Source organism: Sphingobacterium lactis, from assembly GCF_051951495.1.
GTDB lineage: Bacteria > Bacteroidota > Bacteroidia > Sphingobacteriales > Sphingobacteriaceae > Sphingobacterium > Sphingobacterium lactis_A.
The window spans coordinates 1604306-1628934 of sequence record NZ_JBNHAS010000001.1 but is presented as its reverse complement, the minus strand read 5'-3'; the positions used below and the strand labels follow the sequence as shown (position 1 = coordinate 1628934).

The 24629-nt window shown below is 37.8% G+C and carries 23 protein-coding genes; 14 read left to right on the top strand and 9 right to left on the bottom strand.

Going from position 1 to position 24629, the window contains the following annotated elements; all coding sequences use genetic code 11:
* Window positions 1-3: 3 nt before the first annotated feature.
* A complete protein-coding gene (locus tag ACP6L2_RS06970) occupies window positions 4-1176 on the bottom strand; it encodes a glycosyltransferase (protein ID WP_440508543.1) in 1173 nt (390 codons plus the stop codon).
* 357 nt (window positions 1177-1533) lie between these two features.
* Window positions 1534-2010, bottom strand: coding sequence for a hypothetical protein (locus ACP6L2_RS06965; protein WP_440508542.1), 477 nt, complete (start codon window positions 2008-2010; stop codon window positions 1534-1536).
* A 212-nt stretch (window positions 2011-2222) separates the two neighbouring features.
* Between ACP6L2_RS06965 and guaB the strand changes: the two genes are divergently transcribed.
* The 3 genes from guaB (at window position 2223) to nhaA (ending at window position 5623) form a co-directional block, all read left to right on the top strand.
* The gene (gene guaB, locus ACP6L2_RS06960; RefSeq protein ID WP_440508541.1) at window positions 2223-3698 is read left to right on the top strand and encodes an IMP dehydrogenase; all 1476 of its coding nucleotides are present in this window, start codon (window positions 2223-2225) and stop codon (window positions 3696-3698) included.
* Between the two features lie 183 nt (window positions 3699-3881).
* A complete protein-coding gene (locus tag ACP6L2_RS06955; RefSeq protein ID WP_440508540.1) occupies window positions 3882-4001 on the top strand; it encodes a 30S ribosomal protein THX in 120 nt (39 codons plus the stop codon).
* 452 nt (window positions 4002-4453) lie between these two features.
* A complete protein-coding gene (gene nhaA, locus ACP6L2_RS06950) occupies window positions 4454-5623 on the top strand; it encodes a Na+/H+ antiporter NhaA (protein ID WP_440508539.1) in 1170 nt (389 codons plus the stop codon).
* Window positions 5624-5887: 264 nt separating this feature from the next.
* Here nhaA and ACP6L2_RS06945 read toward each other — a convergent pair whose 3' ends face one another.
* The 3 genes from ACP6L2_RS06945 to ACP6L2_RS06935 all read right to left on the bottom strand — a co-directional run bounded on the left by ACP6L2_RS06945 (window position 5888) and on the right by ACP6L2_RS06935 (window position 10412).
* Window positions 5888-6940, bottom strand: a complete 1053-nt coding sequence (locus ACP6L2_RS06945) for a peroxiredoxin family protein (RefSeq protein WP_440508538.1) — start codon at window positions 6938-6940, stop codon at window positions 5888-5890.
* Window positions 6941-8144: 1204 nt separating this feature from the next.
* A complete protein-coding gene (locus tag ACP6L2_RS06940; protein WP_440508537.1) occupies window positions 8145-9440 on the bottom strand; it encodes a DUF389 domain-containing protein in 1296 nt (431 codons plus the stop codon).
* 117 nt (window positions 9441-9557) lie between these two features.
* The gene (locus ACP6L2_RS06935) at window positions 9558-10412 is read right to left on the bottom strand and encodes an AraC family transcriptional regulator (protein WP_440508536.1); all 855 of its coding nucleotides are present in this window, start codon (window positions 10410-10412) and stop codon (window positions 9558-9560) included.
* A gap of 133 nt (window positions 10413-10545) precedes the next feature.
* On the opposite strand from ACP6L2_RS06935, the gene fucP reads away from it, so the two are divergent.
* The 7 genes from fucP (at window position 10546) to ACP6L2_RS06900 (ending at window position 17248) form a co-directional block, all read left to right on the top strand.
* On the top strand, window positions 10546-11793 hold the full coding sequence (fucP, locus tag ACP6L2_RS06930) for an L-fucose:H+ symporter permease (RefSeq protein WP_440508535.1): 1248 nt from the start codon (window positions 10546-10548) through the stop codon (window positions 11791-11793).
* A gap of 16 nt (window positions 11794-11809) precedes the next feature.
* On the top strand, window positions 11810-12142 hold the full coding sequence (locus ACP6L2_RS06925; RefSeq protein WP_440508534.1) for an L-rhamnose mutarotase: 333 nt from the start codon (window positions 11810-11812) through the stop codon (window positions 12140-12142).
* A gap of 6 nt (window positions 12143-12148) precedes the next feature.
* Window positions 12149-13813: a UxaA family hydrolase gene (locus tag ACP6L2_RS06920; RefSeq protein WP_440508533.1), complete on the top strand. Its 1665-nt coding sequence runs from the start codon at window positions 12149-12151 to the stop codon at window positions 13811-13813.
* Between the two features lie 35 nt (window positions 13814-13848).
* On the top strand, window positions 13849-14613 hold the full coding sequence (locus ACP6L2_RS06915; protein ID WP_440508532.1) for an SDR family NAD(P)-dependent oxidoreductase: 765 nt from the start codon (window positions 13849-13851) through the stop codon (window positions 14611-14613).
* 139 nt (window positions 14614-14752) lie between these two features.
* A complete protein-coding gene (locus tag ACP6L2_RS06910) occupies window positions 14753-15610 on the top strand; it encodes a fumarylacetoacetate hydrolase family protein (RefSeq protein WP_440508531.1) in 858 nt (285 codons plus the stop codon).
* A 13-nt stretch (window positions 15611-15623) separates the two neighbouring features.
* Entirely contained in the window at window positions 15624-16454 is an 831-nt protein-coding gene (locus tag ACP6L2_RS06905; RefSeq protein WP_440508530.1) for an amidohydrolase family protein, read from the top strand.
* A 5-nt stretch (window positions 16455-16459) separates the two neighbouring features.
* The gene (locus ACP6L2_RS06900) at window positions 16460-17248 is read left to right on the top strand and encodes an SDR family oxidoreductase (protein ID WP_440508529.1); all 789 of its coding nucleotides are present in this window, start codon (window positions 16460-16462) and stop codon (window positions 17246-17248) included.
* Window positions 17249-17331: 83 nt separating this feature from the next.
* Here ACP6L2_RS06900 and crcB read toward each other — a convergent pair whose 3' ends face one another.
* A complete protein-coding gene (gene crcB, locus ACP6L2_RS06895; protein WP_440508528.1) occupies window positions 17332-17703 on the bottom strand; it encodes a fluoride efflux transporter CrcB in 372 nt (123 codons plus the stop codon).
* A gap of 343 nt (window positions 17704-18046) precedes the next feature.
* Here crcB and ACP6L2_RS06890 point away from each other — a divergent pair, with 343 nt between their 5' ends.
* Window positions 18047-18913, top strand: coding sequence for an AraC family transcriptional regulator (locus tag ACP6L2_RS06890; RefSeq protein WP_440508527.1), 867 nt, complete (start codon window positions 18047-18049; stop codon window positions 18911-18913).
* A gap of 352 nt (window positions 18914-19265) precedes the next feature.
* Here ACP6L2_RS06890 and ACP6L2_RS06885 read toward each other — a convergent pair whose 3' ends face one another.
* Entirely contained in the window at window positions 19266-19775 is a 510-nt protein-coding gene (locus ACP6L2_RS06885; RefSeq protein WP_440508526.1) for a DUF6702 family protein, read from the bottom strand.
* Between the two features lie 167 nt (window positions 19776-19942).
* Here ACP6L2_RS06885 and ACP6L2_RS06880 point away from each other — a divergent pair, with 167 nt between their 5' ends.
* The 3 genes from ACP6L2_RS06880 (at window position 19943) to ACP6L2_RS06870 (ending at window position 23318) form a co-directional block, all read left to right on the top strand.
* On the top strand, window positions 19943-20251 hold the full coding sequence (locus ACP6L2_RS06880; protein WP_440508525.1) for a hypothetical protein: 309 nt from the start codon (window positions 19943-19945) through the stop codon (window positions 20249-20251).
* A 134-nt stretch (window positions 20252-20385) separates the two neighbouring features.
* Window positions 20386-20961, top strand: coding sequence for a HupE/UreJ family protein (locus ACP6L2_RS06875; RefSeq protein ID WP_440508524.1), 576 nt, complete (start codon window positions 20386-20388; stop codon window positions 20959-20961).
* Window positions 20958-23318: a M1 family metallopeptidase gene (locus tag ACP6L2_RS06870; protein WP_440508523.1), complete on the top strand. Its 2361-nt coding sequence runs from the start codon at window positions 20958-20960 to the stop codon at window positions 23316-23318. The genes ACP6L2_RS06875 and ACP6L2_RS06870 overlap by 4 nt, the downstream gene beginning before the upstream one ends.
* Before the next feature lie 38 nt (window positions 23319-23356).
* Here ACP6L2_RS06870 and ACP6L2_RS06865 read toward each other — a convergent pair whose 3' ends face one another.
* Together ACP6L2_RS06865 and ACP6L2_RS06860 are read right to left on the bottom strand one after the other, a co-directional pair.
* Window positions 23357-23905 (bottom strand): GNAT family N-acetyltransferase, encoded by a 549-nt coding sequence (locus tag ACP6L2_RS06865; protein ID WP_440508522.1) that lies wholly within the window; start codon window positions 23903-23905, stop codon window positions 23357-23359.
* Between the two features lie 29 nt (window positions 23906-23934).
* Window positions 23935-24579, bottom strand: coding sequence for a TetR/AcrR family transcriptional regulator (locus ACP6L2_RS06860; RefSeq protein ID WP_440508521.1), 645 nt, complete (start codon window positions 24577-24579; stop codon window positions 23935-23937).
* Between the last annotated feature and the right edge of the window lie 50 nt (window positions 24580-24629).

Sequence of the window (24629 nt, the reverse complement as noted above, 5' to 3'; positions counted from 1 at the left end):
TAACTATTGTGCTGGTTCCAACAGCGAATATAATAAGACTTTCTTTTCTAATTCCAGATTATAAAAACTCTGCATCAATTCTTGCCCTTGTTTGGCTACTTCATTGCGGTATGCTGGGTTATTTAATAAGTCCACAATGTAATTTGCAAATCTATCTGAATCATCAGTTACCAAGCAGCCACTATTGATCTTGTTAACCAGGCCGGTAACACCATATGAGTTGGTAACTACCGGAAGGCCCATTGATAGGGATTCCAATACCTTAATCTTAATGCCCGTTCCACTCAGCATCGGGCAAATGGAAATCTTAGAATTTCGATATGCGGCATCTAAGTCATCAACAAAGCCCAACTTATGGATGCTAGGGTGTTCTGTAACGTAATTGGCAATTTTACCTATAACCGCAATTTTCATTGGCGGTAACTTCGGTAGTACATTTTCAGTAAACCATTTTATCCCTTTTATATTATGCGGGTTTTCGCTTGCTACATAAATGATATCATACAATGGATCTTGCGGATGACTGCTGATGTCATCGAGTTTGTACCCAATAGGAATCAAATCCACCTTTCTTTGACAAAACTGCCCAAATATATATTTCTCCTCAATGGAGAAGGTCCAAATACTTTGGAACTTTTTGAGGATACTGATTTCCGATTTTAAATTTTTAGACGCTTTGCTACTGCTTTTTAAATCATCAACTTTTAATAAGCTAATAAAATCATGCGTATCAATAATGGTACGGGCAGCGTATGGTAGGTAATCCACCAATTTACCCCATTGAGCGTAACTAATGATGATGATATCGTATTTCGTTTCTTGCAGTACTTTCTTAAATTCTTTCCGCATAATAACGGAGGTCAAATCCACTCGGTTTTGCTCGAAGGGCTTTACAAATAGGTTTGGAAGTTTATATACAAAAAGGTACTTGAAAAAATCATCTCTTTTGAATTTTCGGTTGATGATCTTTAATCCAAGTTTAGGGTACTTGTTTTTAAAGTCTATTTCGGATTTATCGTCCCAATTTCCCCATATCCTTTCAGACACAAAGTCGGTATCAAATTGTTCATCCTGCTCACTGAAGAAGGCTAATAATTGTTTACACCTGGAAATATTGCCAGCATGACCCTTCATAGGGTTGTCTGGCATAAAATATAGGACTTTCTTTCGCTCCATAGACAGTAAGTTCAACGACAATTAAAGAGATAGTGCTACAAAAATGCTGAAAGAAGAGCTTACTTACTCGACAGACGTATAGAATCTTGATTCCAATCAAGACCATTTAGGTTGCGATTACTAACTTGGTTAATTGTTGTTGTTTTAAAAATCATGTTTGCCGTAAAGTTCTATCCTTTTCCCCACAATAACAAAAATATTACAAATTATTCTGACCTAAAAAAGGCATTGACTACTATGTGTATGCTGTTTTGTGCTGTGTTTACTACAGTTTATGTCGTGATTATCAGAAGTGATAAAGCACAAAAAAAGGCTTCAATATATTGAAGCCTTTTTGATTGAAAATAAATTCTTGACTTATTTAAGCACGAATTTCACACCGAAAGTGAAACCACCACCATCAAAGCCAGTATCGTTATTTAAACCTAAATAAGGTTTGTAGTCTAAGTGCATAGCGATAGGAATAGTAGGGATTTTGTATTCTAAACCTACTTGCGGACGGAGACCGAATCCTGTGCTAGACTCTCCTTTGTAAGACCAGATACCTACTTGAGCACCAACACCAGCATACCATGCTAAACCATCCGCACCAGGGATAGCTTTTTCGTATTGCCAGTCAGCACCGAAAGATACCCAGTGATTACGGAATGCTGCTTGTAACTGTAATGCAGAAACGTTTGTTAATGCAGTTTTGTATTGGATACCTACGTTAGAACCGTCATATCCGTCGAATACGATACCAAGAGCTGATTTGTAAGGAGTTTGCGCTTGAGCTTCAGAAGTAGCAAATGTTAAAGCTGCTACTGCAATTAGAGGTAAAAATAATTTTTTCATGTGAATTAATTTATTGTTTTCCATAAACCCAACCAGGTCAATAATTAACATTAGTTAGGTCCTTTCACGTCTTCCCTTGCAAATAGTCTGCCAAAATCCGTTGTATTTAATTTAATTGTCATTTAATTCGTTTCAGACGTTTATTTATTTTGCTGAAATCAATGAAAATCGTAACTTTGCCCTGCAAATAGGAAACCCCATTATTATTTGCTATGCAATTAGATCCACAAAAATTCGTACAAGAAGGCCTCACATATGACGACGTCTTATTAATTCCAGCTTATTCTGAAATTCTGCCAAGAGACGTTGATACGAGTACCTATCTGACAAAAAAAATCAAATTAAATATCCCTTTGGTGTCCGCAGCAATGGACACAGTAACCGGTGCTGATTTAGCGATCGCTATCGCTCAAGCAGGGGGTATTGGGATGTTACATAAGAATATGAGCATTGTTGAACAAGCTGCTGAGGTTCGTAAAGTCAAGCGCTCGGAGAGTGGAATGATCCAAGATCCAGTGACTTTATTAGAAACAGCAACTGTAGGTGATGCTTTCCAAATCATGCGTGAACATAAGATCGGTGGTATTCCAGTGATAAACCTGGAAAACAAACTTGTGGGCATCGTGACCAATAGAGATCTTCGTTTCCAAAAGGATATGGCTCGCCCTATCAGTGAATTAATGACTAAAACAAACTTAGTAGTTGCTCCTGAAGGTACGGATCTAATCAAAGCAGAAGAGATTCTTCAAAACCATAAGATCGAAAAATTACCAGTGGTAGATACCAATGGTTTATTGAAAGGTCTAATTACTTTCAAAGACATTCAAAAATATAAGCATTATCCAAATGCAGCTAAAGATGAACATGGCCGTTTATTAGTTGGGGCAGCAGTAGGTGTTACCCACGATACCATCGAGCGTGTTGATGCTTTAGTGAAAGCAGGTGTTGATGTAATCACAATTGATACAGCACACGGACATAGCTTAGGTGTAATCAATAAATTAAAAGAAGTAAAAGCACAATATCCAGATCTTCAGGTTATTGTTGGAAATATCGCAACAGGTGATGCAGCTAAAATGTTAGCTGATGCCGGTGCAGATGCCGTTAAAGTTGGTATCGGTCCTGGTTCTATCTGTACAACCCGTATCATTGCAGGTGTTGGTGTCCCTCAATTATATGCTGTTTATGAAGTCGCTAAAGCATTAAAAGGTACTGGTGTACCGCTTATCGCTGATGGTGGTATCAAACAAACCGGTGATATCGCGAAAGCAATCGCTGCTGGTGCACACACCATCATGGCAGGTTCATTATTTGCAGGTGTAGAGGAAGCTCCAGGTGAAACCATTCTTTTAGAAGGAAGAAAATTCAAGTCTTACCGTGGTATGGGCTCTGTAGAAGCGATGGAAAAAGGATCTAAAGACCGTTATTTCCAAGATGTGGAAGACGATATCAAAAAGTTAGTTCCAGAAGGAATCGTAGGTCGTGTGCCTTATAAAGGAACATTGGCAGAGGTAGTTTATCAATACATTGGTGGATTACGTGCTTCGATGGGCTATTGTGGAGCAGCAACTATTGAAAAATTACAAGAAGCTAAATTCGTTCGTATTACAGGTGCAGGTCTTCGAGAATCTCACCCACATAATATACAAATTACGAAAGAAGCTCCTAACTATAACAGTAGAGGCTAATAAGCACTATCCGGGGTATTGGCAGGCTGAATATTACATATTCAGCCTGCTTTTTTTTTAACCTATTCCGAAAGTATTTTTCAGGTGACATTTAATCCGGTATTTTTCTTTTTAACTCATTTTTAGTAGATTAGATGTCTATTTAAGTATTTTTTAATCACATTTTATCAAACAGTAAGAATTATGGGAAAAGGAGATAAAAAAACACGCAAAGGAAAAATTATCATGGGCTCGTATGGTAAAAAGAGACCTAGAAACCCTTGGAAAGGGAAAACCAACACCAAACCTAAAGAAGAAAAATAGACAATGTCGTTTTTATTAATCGGATAGGATAGCCTTCCTATCCACCTTAGAAAATCTAAAGGATTTGCATCAACAATTTTTATAAGTCAAATCCTTTAGATTTTACTTTCACTTAATAAACCAATCTATATAAAGAAACTCCCTTCCCCTCACATTGACTTATATTTTCCAAAAGAGGTTTTCCAAAAACCTTAAGGCGCACATTTTTATTTCTGTCAAAACGAAAATAATAGATTGAATTAATTATAGATATTATCTATGCAATAATTCTGAGCTGTCTAAGAACTATTCTATATTTTAGCCGAAATTCATGGTTTTAACAAGATTTTATTGTTGAACTATCAATAAAATTTATGGTTTTTGCCTAAAGTAAAGGTTCGTTCACTGGTGTGGAAGTTCCTTTTTGGGGTATTTTTATTCACCTAACTGTACAAAACAATAAACAGCTATATATGAACAAACTTATTAATCTAAATGCTTTTAAAGATTTTTTTCAATCGAGCAATGCGGGTGGTATCATGCTATTCCTATGTGTCATCTTATCGATGATCATAGCGAATTCGCCTTTAGCACCAGCTTTACAAAACTTATTGGACATACAATTAGGATTTGAAAATGAATCTGTTCATCTACGTTATCCCGTATTGTTGTGGATTAATGATGGATTAATGGCCGTGTTCTTTCTGTTAGTAGGATTGGAAATCAAAAGGGAAGTGGTAGAAGGAGAATTATCCTCACCTAAAAAGGCTTCCTTACCTATTTTATGTGCTATTGGTGGTGCGGTAGTTCCTGCATTAATTTACCTATCCTTCAATGCTGGTACTGAAACCGCTAGTGGATGGGGAATTCCAATGGCTACGGATATTGCATTTGCCTTAGCAGTGATCAATTTATTGGGAAATCGAATTCCTAGCAGTTTAAAAATCTTTTTAGCGGCATTGGCTATTGTAGATGACTTAATCGCCATTTTGGTTATCGCCTTTTTCTATTCCTCAGGTATTGAAATGTTCTACTTGATGTATGCGGGTATTGGTATGGTAGCTTTGATTATCATGAACCGTATGAACATATTGAATCCTTACCTATATTTAATTCCAGGTGTTTTTGTGTGGTACTTTGTGCACCATTCAGGTATTCATGCAACTATAGCAGGGGTGTTGGTGGCTATGTGTATCCCAACAAATGATACGGATGTGGAATCTCCATTGGAGCGCTTAGAGCATGCTCTTACCAAGCCTGTCAATCTTTTGATTATTCCAATGTTTGCTTTCGCCAACACGAATATAACCTTGGAAAAAGAGATGTTAAGTGGCTTAACTAACTCTCTAGGATTAGGTATTAGCTTGGGATTATTATTAGGAAAACCAGTAGGAATCCTTTTAACTTCCTTCATCTGTACCAAGCTAAAGCTGAGTAGTTTGCCGGAAGGTAGTACTTGGAGACATATTATTGGGGTTGGTTTACTGGCCGGAATTGGTTTTACCATGTCTATTTTCATCGCCATTTTATCATTCGGAGATCCATTGCATGTGTCTGAAGCGAAACTTTCCATTTTGATTACTTCTTTATTGGCAGGTGCTATCGGGTATTTCTCTTTGAAATCCAATAAAGTATATGAATAGTGGTCCTAGAGGAATATAAGATAGGCTCTTCGCGTAGTTTTGAGTTATAGGTAGCTATACTTGATAACCTGTTCTATCTAACAGCGCAGCAATCTCCTATTTCATATCTTATAGCTATTTTTAGGAATTAATAGAAAAGGGTTAAGTAAATCAAACTTAACCCTTTGTTTTTGTCCAATATTCCAGCTTAAGGAAAACTTTCAACTTGATTGCAGAAATTCTATTTAATCTAAAAATGCCAATTAATTCAGTTGTCTATCATTTTTAGATCTTTCCTTCCAATACTGACCATATTTTATCTTGATCTAATCCACCATTGTAAATTACCTTTCCCACTTGGTCTAAAATGAAAACATGGGGGACTCCATCTACACCATAAGCCTTGCTCACAGAACCATCCTTGTCCCATACAATATCATAGGCTGGTTTTTGTGTTCTGATAAAAGAATGCAAGTCTGCCTCGCTATCTTGGGAATTGACACCCAATATAGCAACGTTCTTTCCAGCTAGTTTTTCTTGTAAAGTATTCAGTTTCTTCACACCTTCAATACAGTACCCACAATTTTTTATATAAAATTCCAGGATAAGGTATTTCCCTTTATACTCCGCCAAAGATCTGCTACCATGCTGATTTGCCAGGCTCATGCTCCAAGAAGGAGCCTCCTGGTTTAATGCCAATTGAGCCAACGAGATTTTCTTATAAGGCTTAAACTCGCTATAACTGGAGGTGAACCAGCTCGTTTCATGAGGTTGTTTACCCTTCAAGGGTAGGTATTCGATTTTCGTTTTGACAAAATCTTTAGAACCTACGCGCTGACTGATTAGCTCTAAGGGTAATAAGGTTTTTTGATCTAAGTACACAATCAATAGGTTCTCCGCTTTTATCTTCATGGGATTTAATACCCCCGTTTTGCTCAAGAAATTTTGCCCAATATTTAGTTCGACTTTATATACTTTTTTTCCATTTAAACTCTCTTGGCTAATCTTTTTATCAATATCCTTATTGCTCTTGAAGCTGTTTAATCCCAATCTCCAGGTAACATAGGATATGTTGAATGTCGTGTTGGAATATATATCCTCCTCTTTAGGATGTTTTGCCACCTGAATCGTGCTGTCTGCCAAATCCAAAAAGAAATTTTCGGAACCATTATAGATAAATCGACTGTTTTTACCCTCACCCTGATATAGAATATACCTGTAGTCTTTTTTGTTGGGAAAAGATAAATAGAGCTGATTCGAAATGGTATCATACATTTCTTCAGATTCATAATGCAGATACAAGGTGGATTTTATGTAAAGCTCAGTTTGCTTAAGCATAGCTTGTTCCGCCCGATCTAAAATTCGCTGTACCTCCTGTGCTTGACTTGTTGTGCAAAAACAAATGCAAAAGCTTATTAGTAGAATTAATTTGGTTTTTACGAATAGGTGGTTCATAATATAGGTGTTTGATAGACCCAAATTACTGAATAAGCTATTCTGATTGCCTTAAAATTTGTTAAATGTGACGAACGCGCTGTTTTTTCTGGAACTAGGGTTCAATTCTATTCGGGAATACTTAGGTATAAGTATGATATTGACAGGATATGGATTCGAGACTCTCAAGGAATTTCCTTGGATCTGATAGGGATCTCCTTCGGATCTCGTTCGGTCGGAACCGAACGAGATCCGAAGGAGATCCGAACAAGTTCCGAAGGAGATCCGTAGGAGTCTCGAATCCAACCCCTAGCAAACTCCTAGCAAACCCTTAGGAAAGACGATGAGATTACAGACAAAAGACACCAGATTTTAGACATTTTGTGAGCTAACAGTAATGTCATTTCCAACTCAGAGCGAAGCGAAGAGTCTGAGCCCTGCGGGCAGTAGATAGTATTGAGTAATTAGACCTATGAGCGGTTAAAAATAATGCAACTTCCAACTCAGAGCGAAGCGAAGAGTCTCACTCCCTATCACCTTGAGGTCTCGTCATTGAGAGGCTTGCCGAACAAACTTCATACTATTAAAGGTTTTTTAATTCGTGCTATATGCGGGCGATGCATGTATCGCCCCTACAAACAATCGTGATTTTATTATTCCAATCCTCCATAGCCGTAGGGTCGAAGCATGCTTCGACCGTTAATACGTTCATACATCTAACCCGCTCACAGACCTATGAGCGGTTAAAAATAATGCAACTTACAACTCAGAGCGAAGCGAAGAGTCTTTCTTCCCCCACACAAGGCCTCGTCATCCTCCATCGTCGATGGAGGATCTTCAAACTATGCAATAAAGGCAACAAACTTTTAAAGTCTCTTGCCCTATTTTATGAGGTTTTTGATTGTGTCTAATGGATTTATCTGGATGCGGACGATGCATGCATCGCCCCTACAAACAATCGTGATTTTATTATTCTAATACTCCATAGCCGTAGGGTCGAAGCATGCTTCGACCGTTAATAGGGTTATTAATCTAACCCGCCAATAGGTCGATCTACTAAATAGTGGGATCTTAGTATCTAAGGATTTTCTTTTATTTCCCTTAAATACTAATCTGCTTTGATGATTTGAAAGCTTTCTGTATGAAATTTAGCTTGAAGCCAAGCTTTGAGTTTATTCAGATCATCATTGCTTATCTCGGTTTTACCTTGATACGTTAAGGTATTTTGATAGAAACTGCTGTCTGGTCTGATAATCACCAATTGTTTTCCGATCGAATATGGTGCTAATTTTGGGAAAAGGATATTGATTTCTTTCAGTAATTCCTTGTCATCGAAATTATAGGATTGTAATTCCTTGCGTAGATTTTGGATAATGACATCTTTCTCCGATACGTTCTTCGATTGTTGATTGATCTCAGCTAGGATATCCTTCTTGAGGTCAGTGCTATCTTGTCTGATTTTTAACGTGGTGCCCTGTAATCCGTAGTTTTCCAGTTTGCTGTTTAATTCTTGTAACTCATTAGGGGAGAATCGTTTGTCAAGGAATGCTAATTCAATCATCTTTGGACGGTTGTTGAAATAGGTCCTTTCGTAAATCAGCGTATAACCCTTGTTGTTAAATTCGGATTGGATAAACTCATTAACCTGTTGACTGTATTTCTTTTCTTGAAGAAGGGCATAAGCCAGGTAAAAGCTTGGAATTAAGATCACAATGATCAAGGTACTGATGATACGTGTTATTCTCTTTTCTTTCTGGTCGTCTACAAATTTAACCTTAGGGTATTTGAGTAATTTGACGATTAAGAAGGTGGAAATGCAGATAAAGAAACAGTTGATGATGTACAGGTACAAGGCTCCGCCAAAATAACTGAAGTTACCGATGGCTAATCCGTAACCAGCTGTACAAAGTGGAGGCATTAATGCGGTGGCAATGGCTACTCCGGGTATTGGATTTCCTTTTTCTACCCTCGTCAAAGCTATCACGCCTGCTAAGCCGCCAAAGAAGGCGATGAGGACATCGTAGATGTTTGGGGCGGTACGAGCAAGCAATTCGGATTGCGCTTCCTTAAATGGGCTTAAAAGGAAGTATAAAAAGGAAACAAATAAACTCACGACCGTTGCAATTCCTAAGTTTTTTATGGATTTCTTTAAAAGGTTGAAATCATAGGTTCCTAAAGCAAAGCCAGCACCGATAATAGGACCCATAAGAGGAGAAATGAGCATGGCACCAATAATTACAGCGGTAGAGTTGACATTCAAGCCTACGGAAGCTACAACAATCGCACAGGCTAGGATCCAAACATTAGCACCTCGAAAGGATATGCTGGATGTCACATTCTCTAATACTTTATCTTTTGCTTCTTCTCCGAAATGAAGGTTTAGGAAACGCGTAATCGTGTTCATGCAGTTCAGTGTGAATTTTCTGCAAAAGTAACAACTATTGTGAAAAATCGTTTGCTGAATTAACTAAGGTTAGATGAATAACTACATCGCTAATGGTGCAATAGCATAGGTTTTGAGCTATTGTTGCCTGAATTGCAGGGGAGTAAGTCCTAGGATGCTCTTAAAATTTTTATGAAAGCTCACGAAATTATTAAATCCACTATCATAACAAATCTCTTTAAGAGTCATTTTGCTGTTTCGGAGTTGGGTACAGGCATGAGAAACACGAAGTTCGGTTATGAATTGAACCGGCGTTTTACCAGTTTTCTGTTTGAAATAGCGGCAAAAGGAATTTTCGGTTAATCCTGCTAAGCTGGCTAAATCAACCAATTTAATTGGTTGTTTGTAGTTTTCTCGGATATAATCCATCAGGTTGTTCATCCGATGTTGGTCTTCTGATTGATGCAGCATCGCATAATTTTCTGAGGTCAACATTTCTTTTGGGGAATCCTGAATGCATTCCAATAGCTTAAATAAGCTAATGAGTTTATCTAAATTGCTGGCATTTAAAACTTGCTCAAAATGGTTTTTGATGAGTTTTCTATTGGTTTTGTTTATATAGTATCCACGGTCACCTTGATCAATTAATTGCTTTATTGCTTGCAATTCAGGCATAGCGAGCAGATTTTCAATTCCTAAATTCTTCTTGAAGTGTAAGACAATGCAGTTAATGGATTCCATTTCTTCCTCCTGGTCTTGGAAGGTGTCAAAAAGCCAATAATGAGGGGTTTGAGAAGGTATTAATACTGTTTCACCAGGCTGAATAGCCTTTATTCGATCACCAATAAACAGTGTTCCTGAACCATCTACGATATGCACAAACTCCAATTCCTCATGATAATGCCAAATCTGATGGTGTTTTGGTGCATAATCCCTACGCACCTGAAAACTCTGGTGGTATTGTTTGGGTAAATCAAGTTGTTTGATGATCATAGCTGTCCAATTTATTCATTTTTTACTAATAAAGCGCCATACGGATGATAAAATTGTTTATAACTAAGGTAAATTTCATTATAGATTTATGCCAAGGAATCCCGTATTTAGGATATCCTTTATAAATCCATTTATGAATAATAAGAGTTATACGTTCGCCATTGTTTTGATTACATCCCTATTTTTCTTTTGGGGATTTATCCATAACCTGGATCCAATATTGATTGCGCACTTACGAAGTGCGTTTAGTCTCAGTCATTTACAGGCGTCTTTGATTGATTCAGCTGTATTTGTTGCCTACTTTGTTATGGCAATTCCTGCAGGATTAATCTTGAAAAAATACGGGTATAAAACAGGGATTTTAATAGGTTTACTCTTATTTGCGATTGGCTGTTTCTTGTTTGTTCCAGCCGCAAATACCATGAGCTACCTGTTTTTCTTGTCTTCCTTGTTTATTTTGGCTTGTGGTATTACCATATTGGAAACAGCGGCAAATCCATATATGACTGTTTTGGGAGATCCTGCAAAAGCGACTCAACGCTTGAATTTCGCACAATCTTTCAATGGATTAGCCTCTTTTGTAGCGCCTTATGTTGGGGGATATGTTATATTGGCCAATCCACCCTTGTCCCATGAGGAGGTTGCTGCATTGGAAGAAAGTCAAAGGATAGCCTATATTCAAGCGGAAACTGCCTTAGTGAAAGGTCCGTATATAGTTTTGGGCTGTATCATTTTGTTGGCCGCCTTATTGTTTTTATTGATCAAGTTACCGGAGGTAAAGGAAGAAGGAACTGCAAAAAGTGGGTTTCTACATGCTTTTAAGCGTAAAAACGTTTCTTGGGCGGTGTTTGCACAGTTCTTTTATGTAGGTGCGCAAGTAAGTGTGCTAAGTTTTATCATCGTTTTTGCGACAGAAGTGGCAGGTATTAAGGCATTTGATGCTAAGGATTATGCGGCAATAGCGGGTCTATTGTTTATGATTGGACGATTTGTAGGAACATTCCTCATGCGTTACATCTTACCATCTAAGTTGCTGTTTATCTATGGAGCTATTTCTGCGGTCTTAACACTTGCGGTTATATTTAGCTCAGGCATGATGGCCTTATACTTTTTAGTTGCTATTGCCTTCTTTATGTCCATCATGTTCCCGACAATCTTTGCTTTAGGCGTGGAAGATACCGGTGCAGATACGAAATCTGCTTCCAGCTTAATCATTATGTCCATCGTAGGTGGTGCTGTGTTGCCACCATTGTTCGGGTATATATCCGATAGTACTGGGCATATGCAATATGGATACTTTGTCGTATTTGTTTGTTTCTTAGTGGTGATGCTTTTTGCTGTAAAAAATAAATCGAAAGTCGTAGAAACTGCTGCGTCTTAAATTGAAAATTAATAATATGAAAATACGCTATGCACTAGCTTTGGATTTGGTAGATGATCCAATTTTAATAGCCGAATATGAGCAATACCACCAAGCCGTATGGCCTGAGATTAAAGAGTCTATACGTACTGCAGGTATTGATAATATGGAGATATATCGATTTGCAAATCGGTTGTTTATGTTAATGGAAGTTAATGAAAGCTTTAGTTTTGAAAAGAAAGGAGAGATGGATGCTGCCAATGCTAAAGTGCAAGAATGGGAGCAATTGATGTGGAAATATCAACAAGCCATTCCAGGAGCTAAACCTGGAGAAAAATGGGTAATAATGGATAAGATTTTTGAATTATAATACTATATGAATAAGAAGAATTTGGCGTATCTACAGATACATCCAAAGGATAATGTTTTGGTGGCTTTACGCGATTTACCAGAGTCTAGTGAGATTGAATTTGCTGGAAAAACGATAGTGCTTAAGCAAACTGTAAAGGCTAAACATAAATTTACGATAGCTCCAATGTCTAAGGATTCGGAGGTGTTCATGTATGGAGTTTTGGTGGGTAAGTTGAACCATGATTTAGACGCTGGAGTACTTATCAACACAGAGAACCTTCGACATGCTGCGGAGGACTTTAAATTGGGCGATCGTAAGTTGGCCTGGACAAAACCAGATGTACAAGCCTTTGAGGGCAGAACATTTAATGGCTTTCATCGTAGCAACGGCCAAGTAGGAACCGCCAATTATTGGTTGGTTATCCCATTGGTGTTTTGTGAGAATAGAAATGTTTTGACGCTGAAGGCAGCTTTGGAAGAGAAATTGGGTTATCGAGTTCAAGCGAAAGATTACTCCAATGAGGTTGATGCCTTGATTTCCAAGTATAAGTCTGGTGCATCGGTAGATGAATTGATGGGTTTAGATTTACAAGCAAACCGTTCGGATTTAGGTAAAAACCGTTTATTTCCACAAGTTGATGGTGTGAAATTCCTAAACCATGATATGGGTTGTGGGGGCACAAGAATGGATTCAGATGCGCTGTGTGGTTTATTGGCTGGATACATTACCCATCCCAATGTAGCTGGTGCTACCGTATTGAGTTTAGGTTGTCAGCATGCACAAGCATCAATATTACGTGCTGAGATAGCCAAACGTGATCCACAGTTTGATAAGCCATTGTATATTTTTGAACAACAGTTGGAAGGTACAGAGCAGGATTTAATGCAGAAGGCATTAAAATCGACTTTTGTTGGTTTGGCACAAGCCAATGAGATGAAGCGAGCGCCTGCGGGATTGGATAAATTGGTCATCGGCTTGGAATGTGGTGGATCAGATGGTTTCTCGGGCATATCAGCTAACCCTACCTTGGGCTACCTGTCTGATATGTTGGTGAGTTTGGGAGGTTCTGTAATACTTGCTGAATTTCCGGAATTATGCGGTGTAGAACAAGAATTAAGTGATCGTTGCGAAACTGCGGAAATGGCGACTTATTTTATGCAATTGATGCAGACCTACAATGCTAAAGCGGAGGCTGATGGTTCAGGTTTCTATATGAACCCTTCACCAGGTAATATTCGAGATGGATTAATTACCGATGCGATAAAATCTGCTGGAGCAGCTAAAAAGGGAGGTACTTCACCTGTAACTGCTGTTGTGGATTATCCGGGTTTGGCAAATGAGCCTGGCTTGAATTTACTTTGTACACCAGGCAACGATGTGGAAAGTACCACCGCCGAGGTTGCGGCAGGGGCCAATGTGGTCTTGTTTACAACAGGACTAGGAACACCTACAGGGAATCCGATTGCACCGGTAATAAAGATTTCTTCGAATACGAAGATTTATGAGAAAATGCCGGATATCATTGATATCAATTGTGGGACAATCATTGATGGTGAGGAGCAAATCGTGGAGGCGGCCCACCGTGTCCTGGAGTACGTGATTGAGGTGGCAAGTGGAGAACGTTCGGCTAAAGCTGTATTGCTGGGTCAAGACGATTTTATCCCTTGGAGAAGAGGAGTTTCACTTTAATTGATAAAAAGTAAATAATAATAAATCAATATACTATGTTGAAGTTAGGGGCAAAGGTTGCTTTAATAACAGGAGGAGGAAGTGGGATTGGAAGAGCCATTTCCGAATTGTTTGCTGCAGAAGGTGCACAAGTCCATATCTTGGATTTGAATCCAGAAGTAGCAGCTGAAACAAAGGCTGCTATTGAGTCTACTGGAGGGCAATGTGAGGTGCATATCTGCAATGTTGCTGTTCAGGAAGAGGTGTTGACCGTGGTTGCGAAAATCGGAAGGGTAGACATATTGGTGAATAATGCGGGCATTGCGCACGTAGGGAGCCTTGAGAACTGTTCTGTTGAAGATTTTGACAGAGTGTTCCAAGTGAATGTGAAAGGGGCTTATAACGCTTTATTTGCGGTCGTTCCAGTGATGAAAGCTAATGGTGGAGGGGCAATTCTTAATTTGGCTTCTATCGCTGCGGTAGTAGGGATAACCGATCGATTTGCCTATTCCATGAGCAAAGGTGCTATTTATGCCATGAGTTTATCCGTAGCAAGAGACTATATGGCGGATAATATCCGTTGTAATTCTATCTCGCCAGCACGCGTGCATACCCCATTTGTGGATGGGTTCATCAATAAGAATTACCCAGGTAAAGAAGCGGAAATGTTTGAAAAACTATCCAAATCACAGCCAATCGGCCGCATGGGTAAACCGGAGGAAATAGCAAAACTAGCTTTATTCCTCTGTTCAGATGATGCTGCCTTTATCACTGGAAATGATTATCCTATCGATGGAGGGTTTATTAAGTTGAATAATTGAAATGAGTAGTTAGTATTTAGTAGTTAGTAATTAGACCTAGGGTCGATAAGCAAAAGGTCTAATAACCTATTTCAAGGCTGAAAATCTTTGAATCATACATCTAACTACTAAATACTTTCTACTAAATACTATAAAAGCAATGAAATTACTACGTTTTGGAGAACCGGGTCAGGAAAAGATTGGGGTTCAGATTGAAGGAAAGAATTATGATGTTTCTGCATTTGGTGGAGACTATGATGAGCAGTTTTTTGCGGAGAATGGATTGGCTCGTTTGGAGCAGTTTGTGAAAGCGAATGATGGTGAATTGATTGAGGTGCCTGCTGGTACTCGATTAGGTGCTCCATTTGCTAGACCATCCAAGATTGTGTGTATTGGATTAAATTATAAAGACCATGCTGAGGAGACTGGTGCAGCAATTCCTGCCGAGCCTATCATCTTTATGAAGTCCACAACTGCTTTGGTTGGTCCGAATGATCAAGTAATGATTCCAAGGAATTCCGTGAAGACTGATTGGGAAGTGGAGTTTGGGATAGTGATTGGTAAAAGAGCAAGTTATGTAGGTGAATCTGAGGCTTTGGATTATGTTGCTGGTTATGTTTTGCATAACGATGTTTCAGAACGAGAGTTTCAAATTGAGCGCGGTGGAACTTGGGATAAAGGTAAGGGCTGTGATACATTTGCGCCTATGGGGCCTGTGATGACGACTGCTGATGAGGTGCCTGATATCAATAACGTGGCGCTTTGGTTAAAGGTAAATGGAAAGGTTTTTCAAAATGGAAATACTTCAAATTTGATTTTTTCGGTGCCTTTTATCGTATCTTATGTTTCTCAATTTATGACTTTATTGCCAGGAGATGTAATTTCTACGGGCACACCTGCAGGAGTAGGTTTAGGATTTAATCCGCCAATTTATTTGAAACCTGGAGATGTTATTGAATTGGGAGCAGACCACTTAGGTGAACAACGCCAAGAGGTCATCGCGTATTCCGCTACTTAAAAGAGAATTTAAAATGAAAATAGACGCACATCAACATTTTTGGCTTTATGATCCTGTAAGGGATGCCTGGATATCGGAAGAGATGCAGGCTATCCGCAGGAACTTCCTTCCTAATGATATTGGGCAGACCTTAAAGGATAATGGATTTGATGGATGTGTCGCTGTTCAAGCCGATCAAAGTCCTCAAGAAACAGCCTTCCTATTGGAACTGGCTCAGGTGTATGCTTTGATAAAAGGTATCGTAGGTTGGGTTGACCTATTGGCATCGGATATTGATGAACAATTGGCTGCTTATAAACAACATCCCAAAGTAAAAGGTTTCCGACATATTGTAGAAGCTGAAGGGAATCCTGATTTTCTACATCAGGATGCGTTTTTACGTGGTATGGAAGCATTGACGAAGCATAGTTATACTTATGATTTATTGATTCGACCTAGGCATTATGCAAGTACCTTGAAATGTATTGCTGCCAATCCGGAACAATCTTTTATGTTGGATCACATTGCTAAGCCTCCCATAAAGACGCAAGAGTTTACTGAATGGGCGGATTTTATAGGTGAATTGGCCAATTTTCCAAATGTACATTGTAAAATATCTGGATTAGCAACGGAGGCTGATTGGAAGCGTTGGAAGTTGGATGATTTCAGTATTTACATTGAGCATGTGATTCAGTGCTTTGGTAAGGATCGCGTATTATTTGGTTCAGATTGGCCGGTCTGTTTATTGGCCGGTACTTATGAGGATAGTATTCGCATTGTGGAGGATAAGTTAGCTGATTTCAATCAGCAGGAGCTGAATGGCTTTTGGGGTGATAATGCGGTTAAGTTTTATGGATTAACATAATTGACATGAATTTAGAATTACAAGATAAAGTGATCATCGTTACGGGCGGGGCAAAGGGAATAGGTAAGGGGATAGTTATGGCCCTTGCACAAGAAGGCGCTATACCGGTAATAGTAGGTAGAAAATCTGTAGATAACGATAAAGTTAAAGCTGAAGTTGAAGCTTTAGGAGGAAAGGCATTAGCCATACAAGCCGAGTTGGCAAATCCGGAGGATTGCAAACGTGCAGTAGAAGAAACGCTAGCTGCCTTTGGTCGTATTGATGGTCTGGTTAATAACGCAGGTCTAAATGATGGGGTGAGTTTAGAAAAGGGGACTTATGAAGGATTTGTTCAATCTCTGCATAATAGCTTAATTCATTATTTCTTAATGGCGCATCATGCCTTGCCATCTTTGAAAGAGTCTAAGGGAAGCATATTAAATATCAGCTCGAAGACTGCAGAAACGGGACAAGGTGGAACATCTGGATATGCTGCGGCAAATGGAGGTAGAAATGCCTTGACAAGAGAATGGGCAGTGGAATTACTTCCTTCAGAAATTAGGGTGAATGCAATTATTGTAGCTGAAAGTATGACGCCGCAATATGAAAGCTGGATTCAGACATTGGATAAACCAGCTGAAACCTTGAAGAAGATAACCGATCGTATTCCTTTTCAAAATAGAATGACCACCGTGGAAGAAATTGCTAGTATGGCTGTTTTCTTATTGTCGAATAGATCGAGTCACACTACAGGGCAATTGATTCATGTGGATGGAGGCTATGTGCATCTTGATCGCGCTCTGATTAAAGAATAAAATTCAAGAAAATTGAATATATGGAGCTCCTATTGAAAAGATAGGAGCTTTCTTTTTGAATTTGGGATAAAATGCTGGTTTTTTTAAGCTCTGCTTAATAACAAACCCAACCAGACTGCGCCAATTCCAAGAAAAACGCTCAGTGCGATATAGAATAGGGCCAAGCCAATTTGATTGTTGTTAATTAGATTAAGATTTTCAGAGGCAAAGGCTGAAAAGGTTGTGTAGCCTCCGCAGAATCCAGTTATTAAAAGTAATTTCCACTCATTTTGTAATACTTGAGTTTTTGAGAAATAACCAATCAGTACACCAGTCAATAAACATCCTATGACGTTTATGGTAAAGGTTGCGAGTGGGAAATGACCATTATAATATTTCTGGACAAATTGGGTGCTTAGATAGCGTAAAATGCTGCCTGCGGCACCACCCAATCCCACCATGAGGACTTCTTTCATAGGTATAAAATGATTTACTACAACTCAAATTTAGGAATATCTTTGTTAAAGCAGTCCCAACAGGTAAAACAATTGCCTTTTTAGAAAGATATGGCTAATAAATTATTCGGTTAAGATTAAGGAAATTTACTGATATTGTCCATTCAACAGACATAAATGATTCCTTAAAAGGATTTTTCTTGTTTTTTGAGTAAAAAAATGCACTTCTTACTTATTTATTTGCGAATAGGATAAAAAAAACATTAGATTTGTTACACATGATAAATTCATGTAGCGAGCCAAGAGAATTATTAACGAAGTTAGATTCCAATATTATCATTTCGATATGGAAGCAATAAAAAACATGGAAGTTAAACATCCAATTGAATTTACCGTTCCAGCTTTAGGGGCAGGATCATTTTATATACAAGAAGATATTCGCAGTGACTTTTATAACCATTACCATCGGCATAAGGAGATTCAAATCTCCTATATCGTATGTGGAAAGGGTTCTGTGGTTATAGGAAATCTAATTCAACCCTTTGTGGAGAATGAGATTTATATCCTAAAGGCAAATGATCCACATATTTTTATAAAAGAAAACGGTTTAGAGGAAGATATTCACGTAATCCATGTATTCGTTGGTTTCGAAAAGCTTAAATACCTATTTGACTTACAGGAGCTGAATTCAATTCGGGAGTTTTTTAAATTCCTCGATACTTCTAAGAAATTAGAGCCAAAATATAGTTTGGGAATTAAAGACCGCTTTTTAGAGTTAAATAGAGCAGAGGGTATGAGCAAATTCAAAAAAGTATTGGATGTATTTGAATACCTTTTACAGAATGATTCGCATCTGATTTCCTTGTATTCCGGATTGGCAGACTCTAATTTTAACGATAAAGTAGGAGTGAGGATCAATGAGGTGATTCGTTTTAGTTTGGAAAACTTCCATCATGATATTACCATTGATGAGGTTGCAAAGCTAATTCATATGACCCCTTCTGCTTTTTGTAAGTATTTTAAGAAGCACACGATGAAAACATATGTAACCTTTTTGAATGAGATCAGAATAGAAAAAGCATGTCAATTACTTGTTAATAGATCAACAGAAAACATTTCAGAGGTAGCTTACTTGTGCGGATTCAATACAGTTGTGCATTTTAACAGGGTTTTCAAGCATAGTTTGGGTTGTTCACCAAGTGAATTTATTCAACAGCACACCGTAAATTAGACTCTTTTTAGAATAACATTCTTTTAATTAATTAAGAAATTGAATTAAAATTCAAAGGATATTTGGATTTTGGTTCAATTTTTGTTATATTGGGGTCTAACAATAAAAAGAAAGGTAAAATTTATGATTAAAAAAGAGAAAACGAAGAAAGAAGCCCTAGTCAGAAACCCATACTTATACTATGTAACGAATTGGGGATTCCCGGTTAATCAACCAAACAACAACCCTAGAAGTGTTAACAATAAAAGTTAACCCTTCTAAAAAACCAGAAAAACAAATAATTTTAGATGTGCTTTTTTAACAAAAAAGCATTTTGTGTTTTATAGAGTGTCGTATTTGCACCTTATCCCCATTAAAAAACAAAATCTACAGTCCTTTTCGGATTATCCAACTTAGCACTTTTCCTATTCTTTCCTACTGTAACATGCAATATGTTCGATTGTGTTTTGAAATCTTGAAACAGCAATTGGTTGGTTATGGAGATTTTATTGACCTGCTGTACTTGTGGGATGACAAAGTAGCACCAGGCCACGTCATCTTCTACCTCATAACCAACATAGCTTAGGTTTTTTGATTGGCCTTCTATTTTTATACGGAAATTATTACGGATATAATTAGCAATTGCGGAATCGGCTTGTGCCTTGTTCTTTGGATTGATAATGTCAATTTTTTGTTTTTGCTGATTCTTCAAGGTCAATTCTAAATCGTCATAAAAGATTCGACAAGAAATCTCCAATTGTTTTTTATTACTATTGAAATCTATGCTGCTGATACTGACATAAAAGGGATGTGCATAGGCTAGCAGTGTAATGAATAAGCTAGTTATAACACATAATATCAAGGGGTTAAATAATTTCTTCATGATTTATTTACAAACTAAAAGATTCCAATCTGAAGGAAAATGTTTACTTTTCCAGTGCCAAACTAATTAAAATTGTAATGAGTAGCCGTTTTATTCCATTTTTTTTACAATCCAGACTATATAAGTTTGTTTTCTTGCTGTCGTTTCTATCACTGTTAGGAGGGGGGATGCTGTTACAATCTTGTGAAAAAGATGAAGAACAACGATTTGCTGTATTTATCGGATTAAGTGATGATTATCTTGAAGAAATTGATGTGGAGAAAATGGAAGATCAACAAGCAAAGCTTGTTGTCAAAGATGCATTTATCAGTGTACTAAAAGATTTAAAGATCAATGCCGGTAGAACAATAGAGGTTATTCGCTTGCTACCTTTGTTTTTTCAATTAAATACGGAAATCACCAGTGAAGAAATGAAACTTTTGGAAGAAGATGACCGTATTGACTTCGTGGAAATTAATAAGGATAAAATCCATTAATTAGTGGTATTTAAATCAAAATACCTTTATTATTCTTTCTTTCTTATAAATTCCTTTTGTAATTATTTAGTTATACGGTTTTCGTTATTAAAATAATCTTAAATTTGTTTTATATAACAGGAATAACCTAAATAATGAGTGACTTCTCCATCTATTTTCAATTGGGATGGCAACATATCCTAGATTTGAACGGATATGACCATATTTTATTTGTACTAGTTTTGTGTTGTAGCTATACCCTAAAGGATTGGAAAAGACTTTTGTGGTTAGTAACTGCATTTACCCTTGGACATTCTATTACCTTAGCATTGGCTGTATTTAAGATTGTCAAAGTGGATACAGCTTGGATTGAATTCCTAATTCCAATCACGATTTTATTAACAGCAATATATAACCTTCCAAAACGAAGAGCCCAACGTAATCCTTGGATTCTATATAGCATGACCTTATTCTTTGGTTTAATACATGGTTTAGGATTTTCAAATTACCTGCAATCCTTATTAGGTCAAGAAGCATCTATACTAGTTCCATTGCTTTCCTTTAATATTGGATTGGAGTTCGGGCAATTAATTATTGTATTTTTTGTAATTCTACTCTCTGAATTAATGCTTAAGATCTTTCAAGTCAGTAATCGAGATTGGAGTTTCTTTTTATCATCAGCCGTATTTGGTATTTCCTTTATTATGGCTATTGAACGTTTACCACTATGAGAACATATAAACAGTTAAAAACAACCTTTGTTGCTGCATTAGCATTAGCAAATCTTCCATTTGCACAGGCTCAAATGCAGCCTAATCCAGGGTCAAACCATGGTAACAAGTTCGAACAATTGGGAACACTATTATCAGATCCTAATATTTTCCGTACGGCATCTGGTGCTCCTGGTGCAATGTACTGGCAACAAAAGGCAGATTATGTCATCAATGTGGAAGTCGATGATGTGAATCAAGTTCTAAAAGGTTCGGAAACAATTACCTATACGAATAATTCTCCAGATCCTTTAAATTACCTATGGATACAATTGGATGAGAATGAACATGCAGATAATGCTCCAAATAAAGTGTTTGACCAGAGTAGTCTTCGCGAGCGCATGTCCATGGATCAATTAAAGGCTATGGTTCCTGAGAAAAAGGGCTATGGTGTAAATATCCATAAAGTAAATGACGGAAATAATAAACCCCTAAAATATACCATCAATCATACGATGATGCGTATTGAATTGCCCACAATCCTTAAACCGGGTGCTAAGATGGTATTGAACATCGACTGGGATTATAAAATCTCTGATCGTATGGTAGAAGGTGGCCGTGGTGGATATGAATATTTTGCTAAAGATCAAAACTATCTATATACGATTGCTCAGTGGTTCCCTCGGATGGCCGTTTACTCAGACTTTCAAGGATGGCAGAATAAGCAGTTTACAGGTAGGGGAGAATTTGCCTTGGTATTTGGGGATTATAAAGTAAATATTACCGTTCCTGCAGATCATATTGTAGGAGCAACGGGCGAATGCCAAAACTATAGTCAGGTATTGAGTTCAACACAATTAGCTCGTTGGAAGCAAGCACAATCTTCTAAGGAGCCTATTGAGGTCGTAAGTTTGGATGATGCAAAAAAGGCAATGGGACAGAAGTCCACTGCTAAAAAAACCTGGGTTTATGAAGCAAAGAATGTGAGAGATTTTGCTTTCGTAACATCAAGGAGATTGGTTTGGGATGCGATGAAAGTAAATGAAGGGATTCCAGGTAATCAGCCTATGGCAATGTCTTATTATGGTCCAGAAGCTTATCCTTTGTACCGCAGGTATTCCACCAAGGCTGTAGCACATACCTTAAGGACCTACTCTAAGTTTTCCATTCCTTATCCATATCCAGTAGCGATTTCTGTTGAAGCTGCCAATGGCATGGAATATCCAATGATCTGTTTTAACTACGGCCGTGCAGATGAAGATGGAACTTATACCGAAGCCGTAAAATATGGTATGATTGGGGTTATCATCCATGAGGTTGGGCATAATTTCTTTCCGATGATTGTCAATTCTGATGAAAGACAGTGGACTTGGATGGATGAAGGATTGAATACCTTTTTACAATACCTAACAGAACAAGAATGGGATAAGGACTTTCCATCTCGTCGTGGTCCAGCGAATAAGATTGTGGACTATATGAAATTGCCTAAAGATGAATTGGAACCGATTATGACCAATTCAGAAAATATAGTTCAATTTGGACCAAATGCCTATGCTAAGCCAGCTACAGCACTTAATATCCTTAGAGAGACGGTAATGGGTAGGGAGTTGTTTGATTATGCTTTCAAAGAATATGCTAGACGTTGGGAATTCAAACATCCAACACCAGCTGACTTCTTCCGTACCATGGAAGATGCCTCAGCAGTAGATTTAGATTGGTTTTGGAGAGGTTGGTTCTTCGGTACAGATCCAGTAGAAATATCATTAGAGAATGTTACGCAATACCGCATGGCTGGAGGTAATCCCGCTAAAGCACAGAAAGAGCGTAAGGAAGCTTATGATAATGACCTGAATACTATTACTAGACAGCGTAATATGGAAGAAAATCTTTCTTTCTTAGTTGAAAAAGATACCTCCTTATTGGATTTTTACAATAAATGGGATCGTTTTGCTGTGAAGCCTGCAAATGAAGAGAATTATAAGAAATTTTATAGCACCTTAACTGCCAAAGAGAAAGATATCTTTGATGGTAAGATAGCTTTCTACGAATTAAACTTTAAGAACAATGGTGGTTTAGTTATGCCATTGATTATTCAATGGACATTTACAGATGGAACTAAAGAAGTAGATCGAATTCCTGCCTATATATGGCGTAAGAATGAAGGAGAAGTAACGAAGGTATTTGCCAAGAATAAGGAAGTAGCCTCTGTGCAATTAGACCCTTTCTCGGAGACTGCTGATATTGATGAGTCCAATAACTCTTGGCCTAGAACATCACAGCCTTCACGCTTTGAATTGTTTCAAGGGCAAGGACGTGCTGCCAGAGGACAATCAGCAGAATCAAACCCTATGAAAGAAGCAAAGAATTCCAATAAATAAGAAATTATAATTAAAGTTTGGACGTCTCTTTTTACTGATTAAGAAGAGACGTCTGTTTTTAATAGGCTAAATACAATCAGATCACGGAATTCGTAATTCCCTATCCACTCTCCATTTCTTTTGATTCCCTCTTGTTTGAAGCCCAGTCTTTTAGGAATAGCTATGCTTTTCATATTACCTGTGGCACAACAAATCTGAATACGCTGTAACTTCATGGTGTCAAATAGTTCTTGAATTAGACTTTTAACAGCATTGGTCATGATTCCCTGGCTTTGGTATTCTTGAGCTAACCAATAACCAATCTCTGTGCTTTTATTTATGTAATCTGTTTCTTTTGTTCCTATAAGACCTATTAATCGGTCATCATGGCAAATCTTATAAACAAAATCCTTATTGTTTTTTCGGCTTTCAATAGCCATTTCAATGAAGCCTCTACTGTCATCCACTCGATTAGTAAATTGAATGAAAGGAAGCCATTCGCCTAAGTAGGCTCGTTGGCTGTCTATGAGACGATACATTTTGGGGGCATCAGCAGAAACTAGAGCTTTTAAAGTAAATCCTTCATGTAGGGGAATGCGTTTTCTCATAAACATTACGAATGCTAGCGTGTTCTTTATTATGTTGGTTTTTTACACAGATCCAATACGTTGGAAAGTGCCTTTTTGATTCTTTCTTCGCCTTCTTCCTTGTTGATGTCGATGCCACAAAATGTACTACCATTTGACTTGGCGTGTAGGGCTAAGTAATATAATCCTGCAGTTTGTAAGGCTATAATCGCCCTAATGTCCACATCGTTATTAGAAATATCGGCTTCATATTTTTTTAGTAATTCTTCACCTACATCTTCGCGTTCATCTGCGATCATACGTAGGGCTTTATTGGGCTCTGATAGCTCCCATTGTAAAATGCGTTGCAATATTTTGTCTTGAAGCACAGCGTCAAATTGTCCAATAAGCAGGTCATCCATTTCTTGTTTACTGATACTATCCTTTTTAAGCAGTATGCTGATTTGTTTCTTTGCTTTTGTTTTCCAATAATCTTGTTCACGAAGATATATGCCGACCAATTTATCTAAACTGCCATAATAACTATAAACCAGCTTACGATCAACCTGTGCTTCAATGGCAATATTGGCAATTGTAAGACCAGGATAGCCTTTCTTTTTTAAAACCTTACCCACAGCAGCAACCATACGACGCATGGTTCTTGCCTTTTCTCTTATAGGTCCCGAAGTGACCTTCCTAGGTTTCTGTGTTTCCATCTTCTTTTTCATCTATAAAGAAAATAATCTTTTGTCTTTTTTGTTTTATT

Coding starts and splice junctions, on each gene's coding strand:
- ACP6L2_RS06865 (WP_440508522.1), bottom strand. CDS start 23,905: ATGAGAAAACGCATTCCCCTACATGAAGGATTTACTTTAAAAGCTCTA.
- ACP6L2_RS06885 (WP_440508526.1), bottom strand. CDS start 19,775: ATGAAGAAATTATTTAACCCCTTGATATTATGTGTTATAACTAGCTTA.
- ACP6L2_RS06875 (WP_440508524.1), top strand. CDS start 20,386: ATGAGTGACTTCTCCATCTATTTTCAATTGGGATGGCAACATATCCTA.
- nhaA (WP_440508539.1), top strand. CDS start 4,454: ATGAACAAACTTATTAATCTAAATGCTTTTAAAGATTTTTTTCAATCG.
- ACP6L2_RS06910 (WP_440508531.1), top strand. CDS start 14,753: ATGAAATTACTACGTTTTGGAGAACCGGGTCAGGAAAAGATTGGGGTT.
- fucP (WP_440508535.1), top strand. CDS start 10,546: ATGAATAATAAGAGTTATACGTTCGCCATTGTTTTGATTACATCCCTA.
- ACP6L2_RS06900 (WP_440508529.1), top strand. CDS start 16,460: ATGAATTTAGAATTACAAGATAAAGTGATCATCGTTACGGGCGGGGCA.
- ACP6L2_RS06860 (WP_440508521.1), bottom strand. CDS start 24,579: ATGGAAACACAGAAACCTAGGAAGGTCACTTCGGGACCTATAAGAGAA.
- ACP6L2_RS06945 (WP_440508538.1), bottom strand. CDS start 6,940: ATGCTTAAGCAAACTGAGCTTTACATAAAATCCACCTTGTATCTGCAT.
- ACP6L2_RS06955 (WP_440508540.1), top strand. CDS start 3,882: ATGGGAAAAGGAGATAAAAAAACACGCAAAGGAAAAATTATCATGGGC.
- ACP6L2_RS06870 (WP_440508523.1), top strand. CDS start 20,958: ATGAGAACATATAAACAGTTAAAAACAACCTTTGTTGCTGCATTAGCA.
- ACP6L2_RS06890 (WP_440508527.1), top strand. CDS start 18,047: ATGGAAGTTAAACATCCAATTGAATTTACCGTTCCAGCTTTAGGGGCA.
- ACP6L2_RS06970 (WP_440508543.1), bottom strand. CDS start 1,176: ATGGAGCGAAAGAAAGTCCTATATTTTATGCCAGACAACCCTATGAAG.
- ACP6L2_RS06925 (WP_440508534.1), top strand. CDS start 11,810: ATGAAAATACGCTATGCACTAGCTTTGGATTTGGTAGATGATCCAATT.
- ACP6L2_RS06905 (WP_440508530.1), top strand. CDS start 15,624: ATGAAAATAGACGCACATCAACATTTTTGGCTTTATGATCCTGTAAGG.
- ACP6L2_RS06965 (WP_440508542.1), bottom strand. CDS start 2,010: ATGAAAAAATTATTTTTACCTCTAATTGCAGTAGCAGCTTTAACATTT.
- ACP6L2_RS06920 (WP_440508533.1), top strand. CDS start 12,149: ATGAATAAGAAGAATTTGGCGTATCTACAGATACATCCAAAGGATAAT.
- guaB (WP_440508541.1), top strand. CDS start 2,223: ATGCAATTAGATCCACAAAAATTCGTACAAGAAGGCCTCACATATGAC.
- ACP6L2_RS06935 (WP_440508536.1), bottom strand. CDS start 10,412: ATGATCATCAAACAACTTGATTTACCCAAACAATACCACCAGAGTTTT.
- ACP6L2_RS06940 (WP_440508537.1), bottom strand. CDS start 9,440: ATGAACACGATTACGCGTTTCCTAAACCTTCATTTCGGAGAAGAAGCA.
- crcB (WP_440508528.1), bottom strand. CDS start 17,703: ATGAAAGAAGTCCTCATGGTGGGATTGGGTGGTGCCGCAGGCAGCATT.
- ACP6L2_RS06915 (WP_440508532.1), top strand. CDS start 13,849: ATGTTGAAGTTAGGGGCAAAGGTTGCTTTAATAACAGGAGGAGGAAGT.
- ACP6L2_RS06880 (WP_440508525.1), top strand. CDS start 19,943: ATGCTGTTACAATCTTGTGAAAAAGATGAAGAACAACGATTTGCTGTA.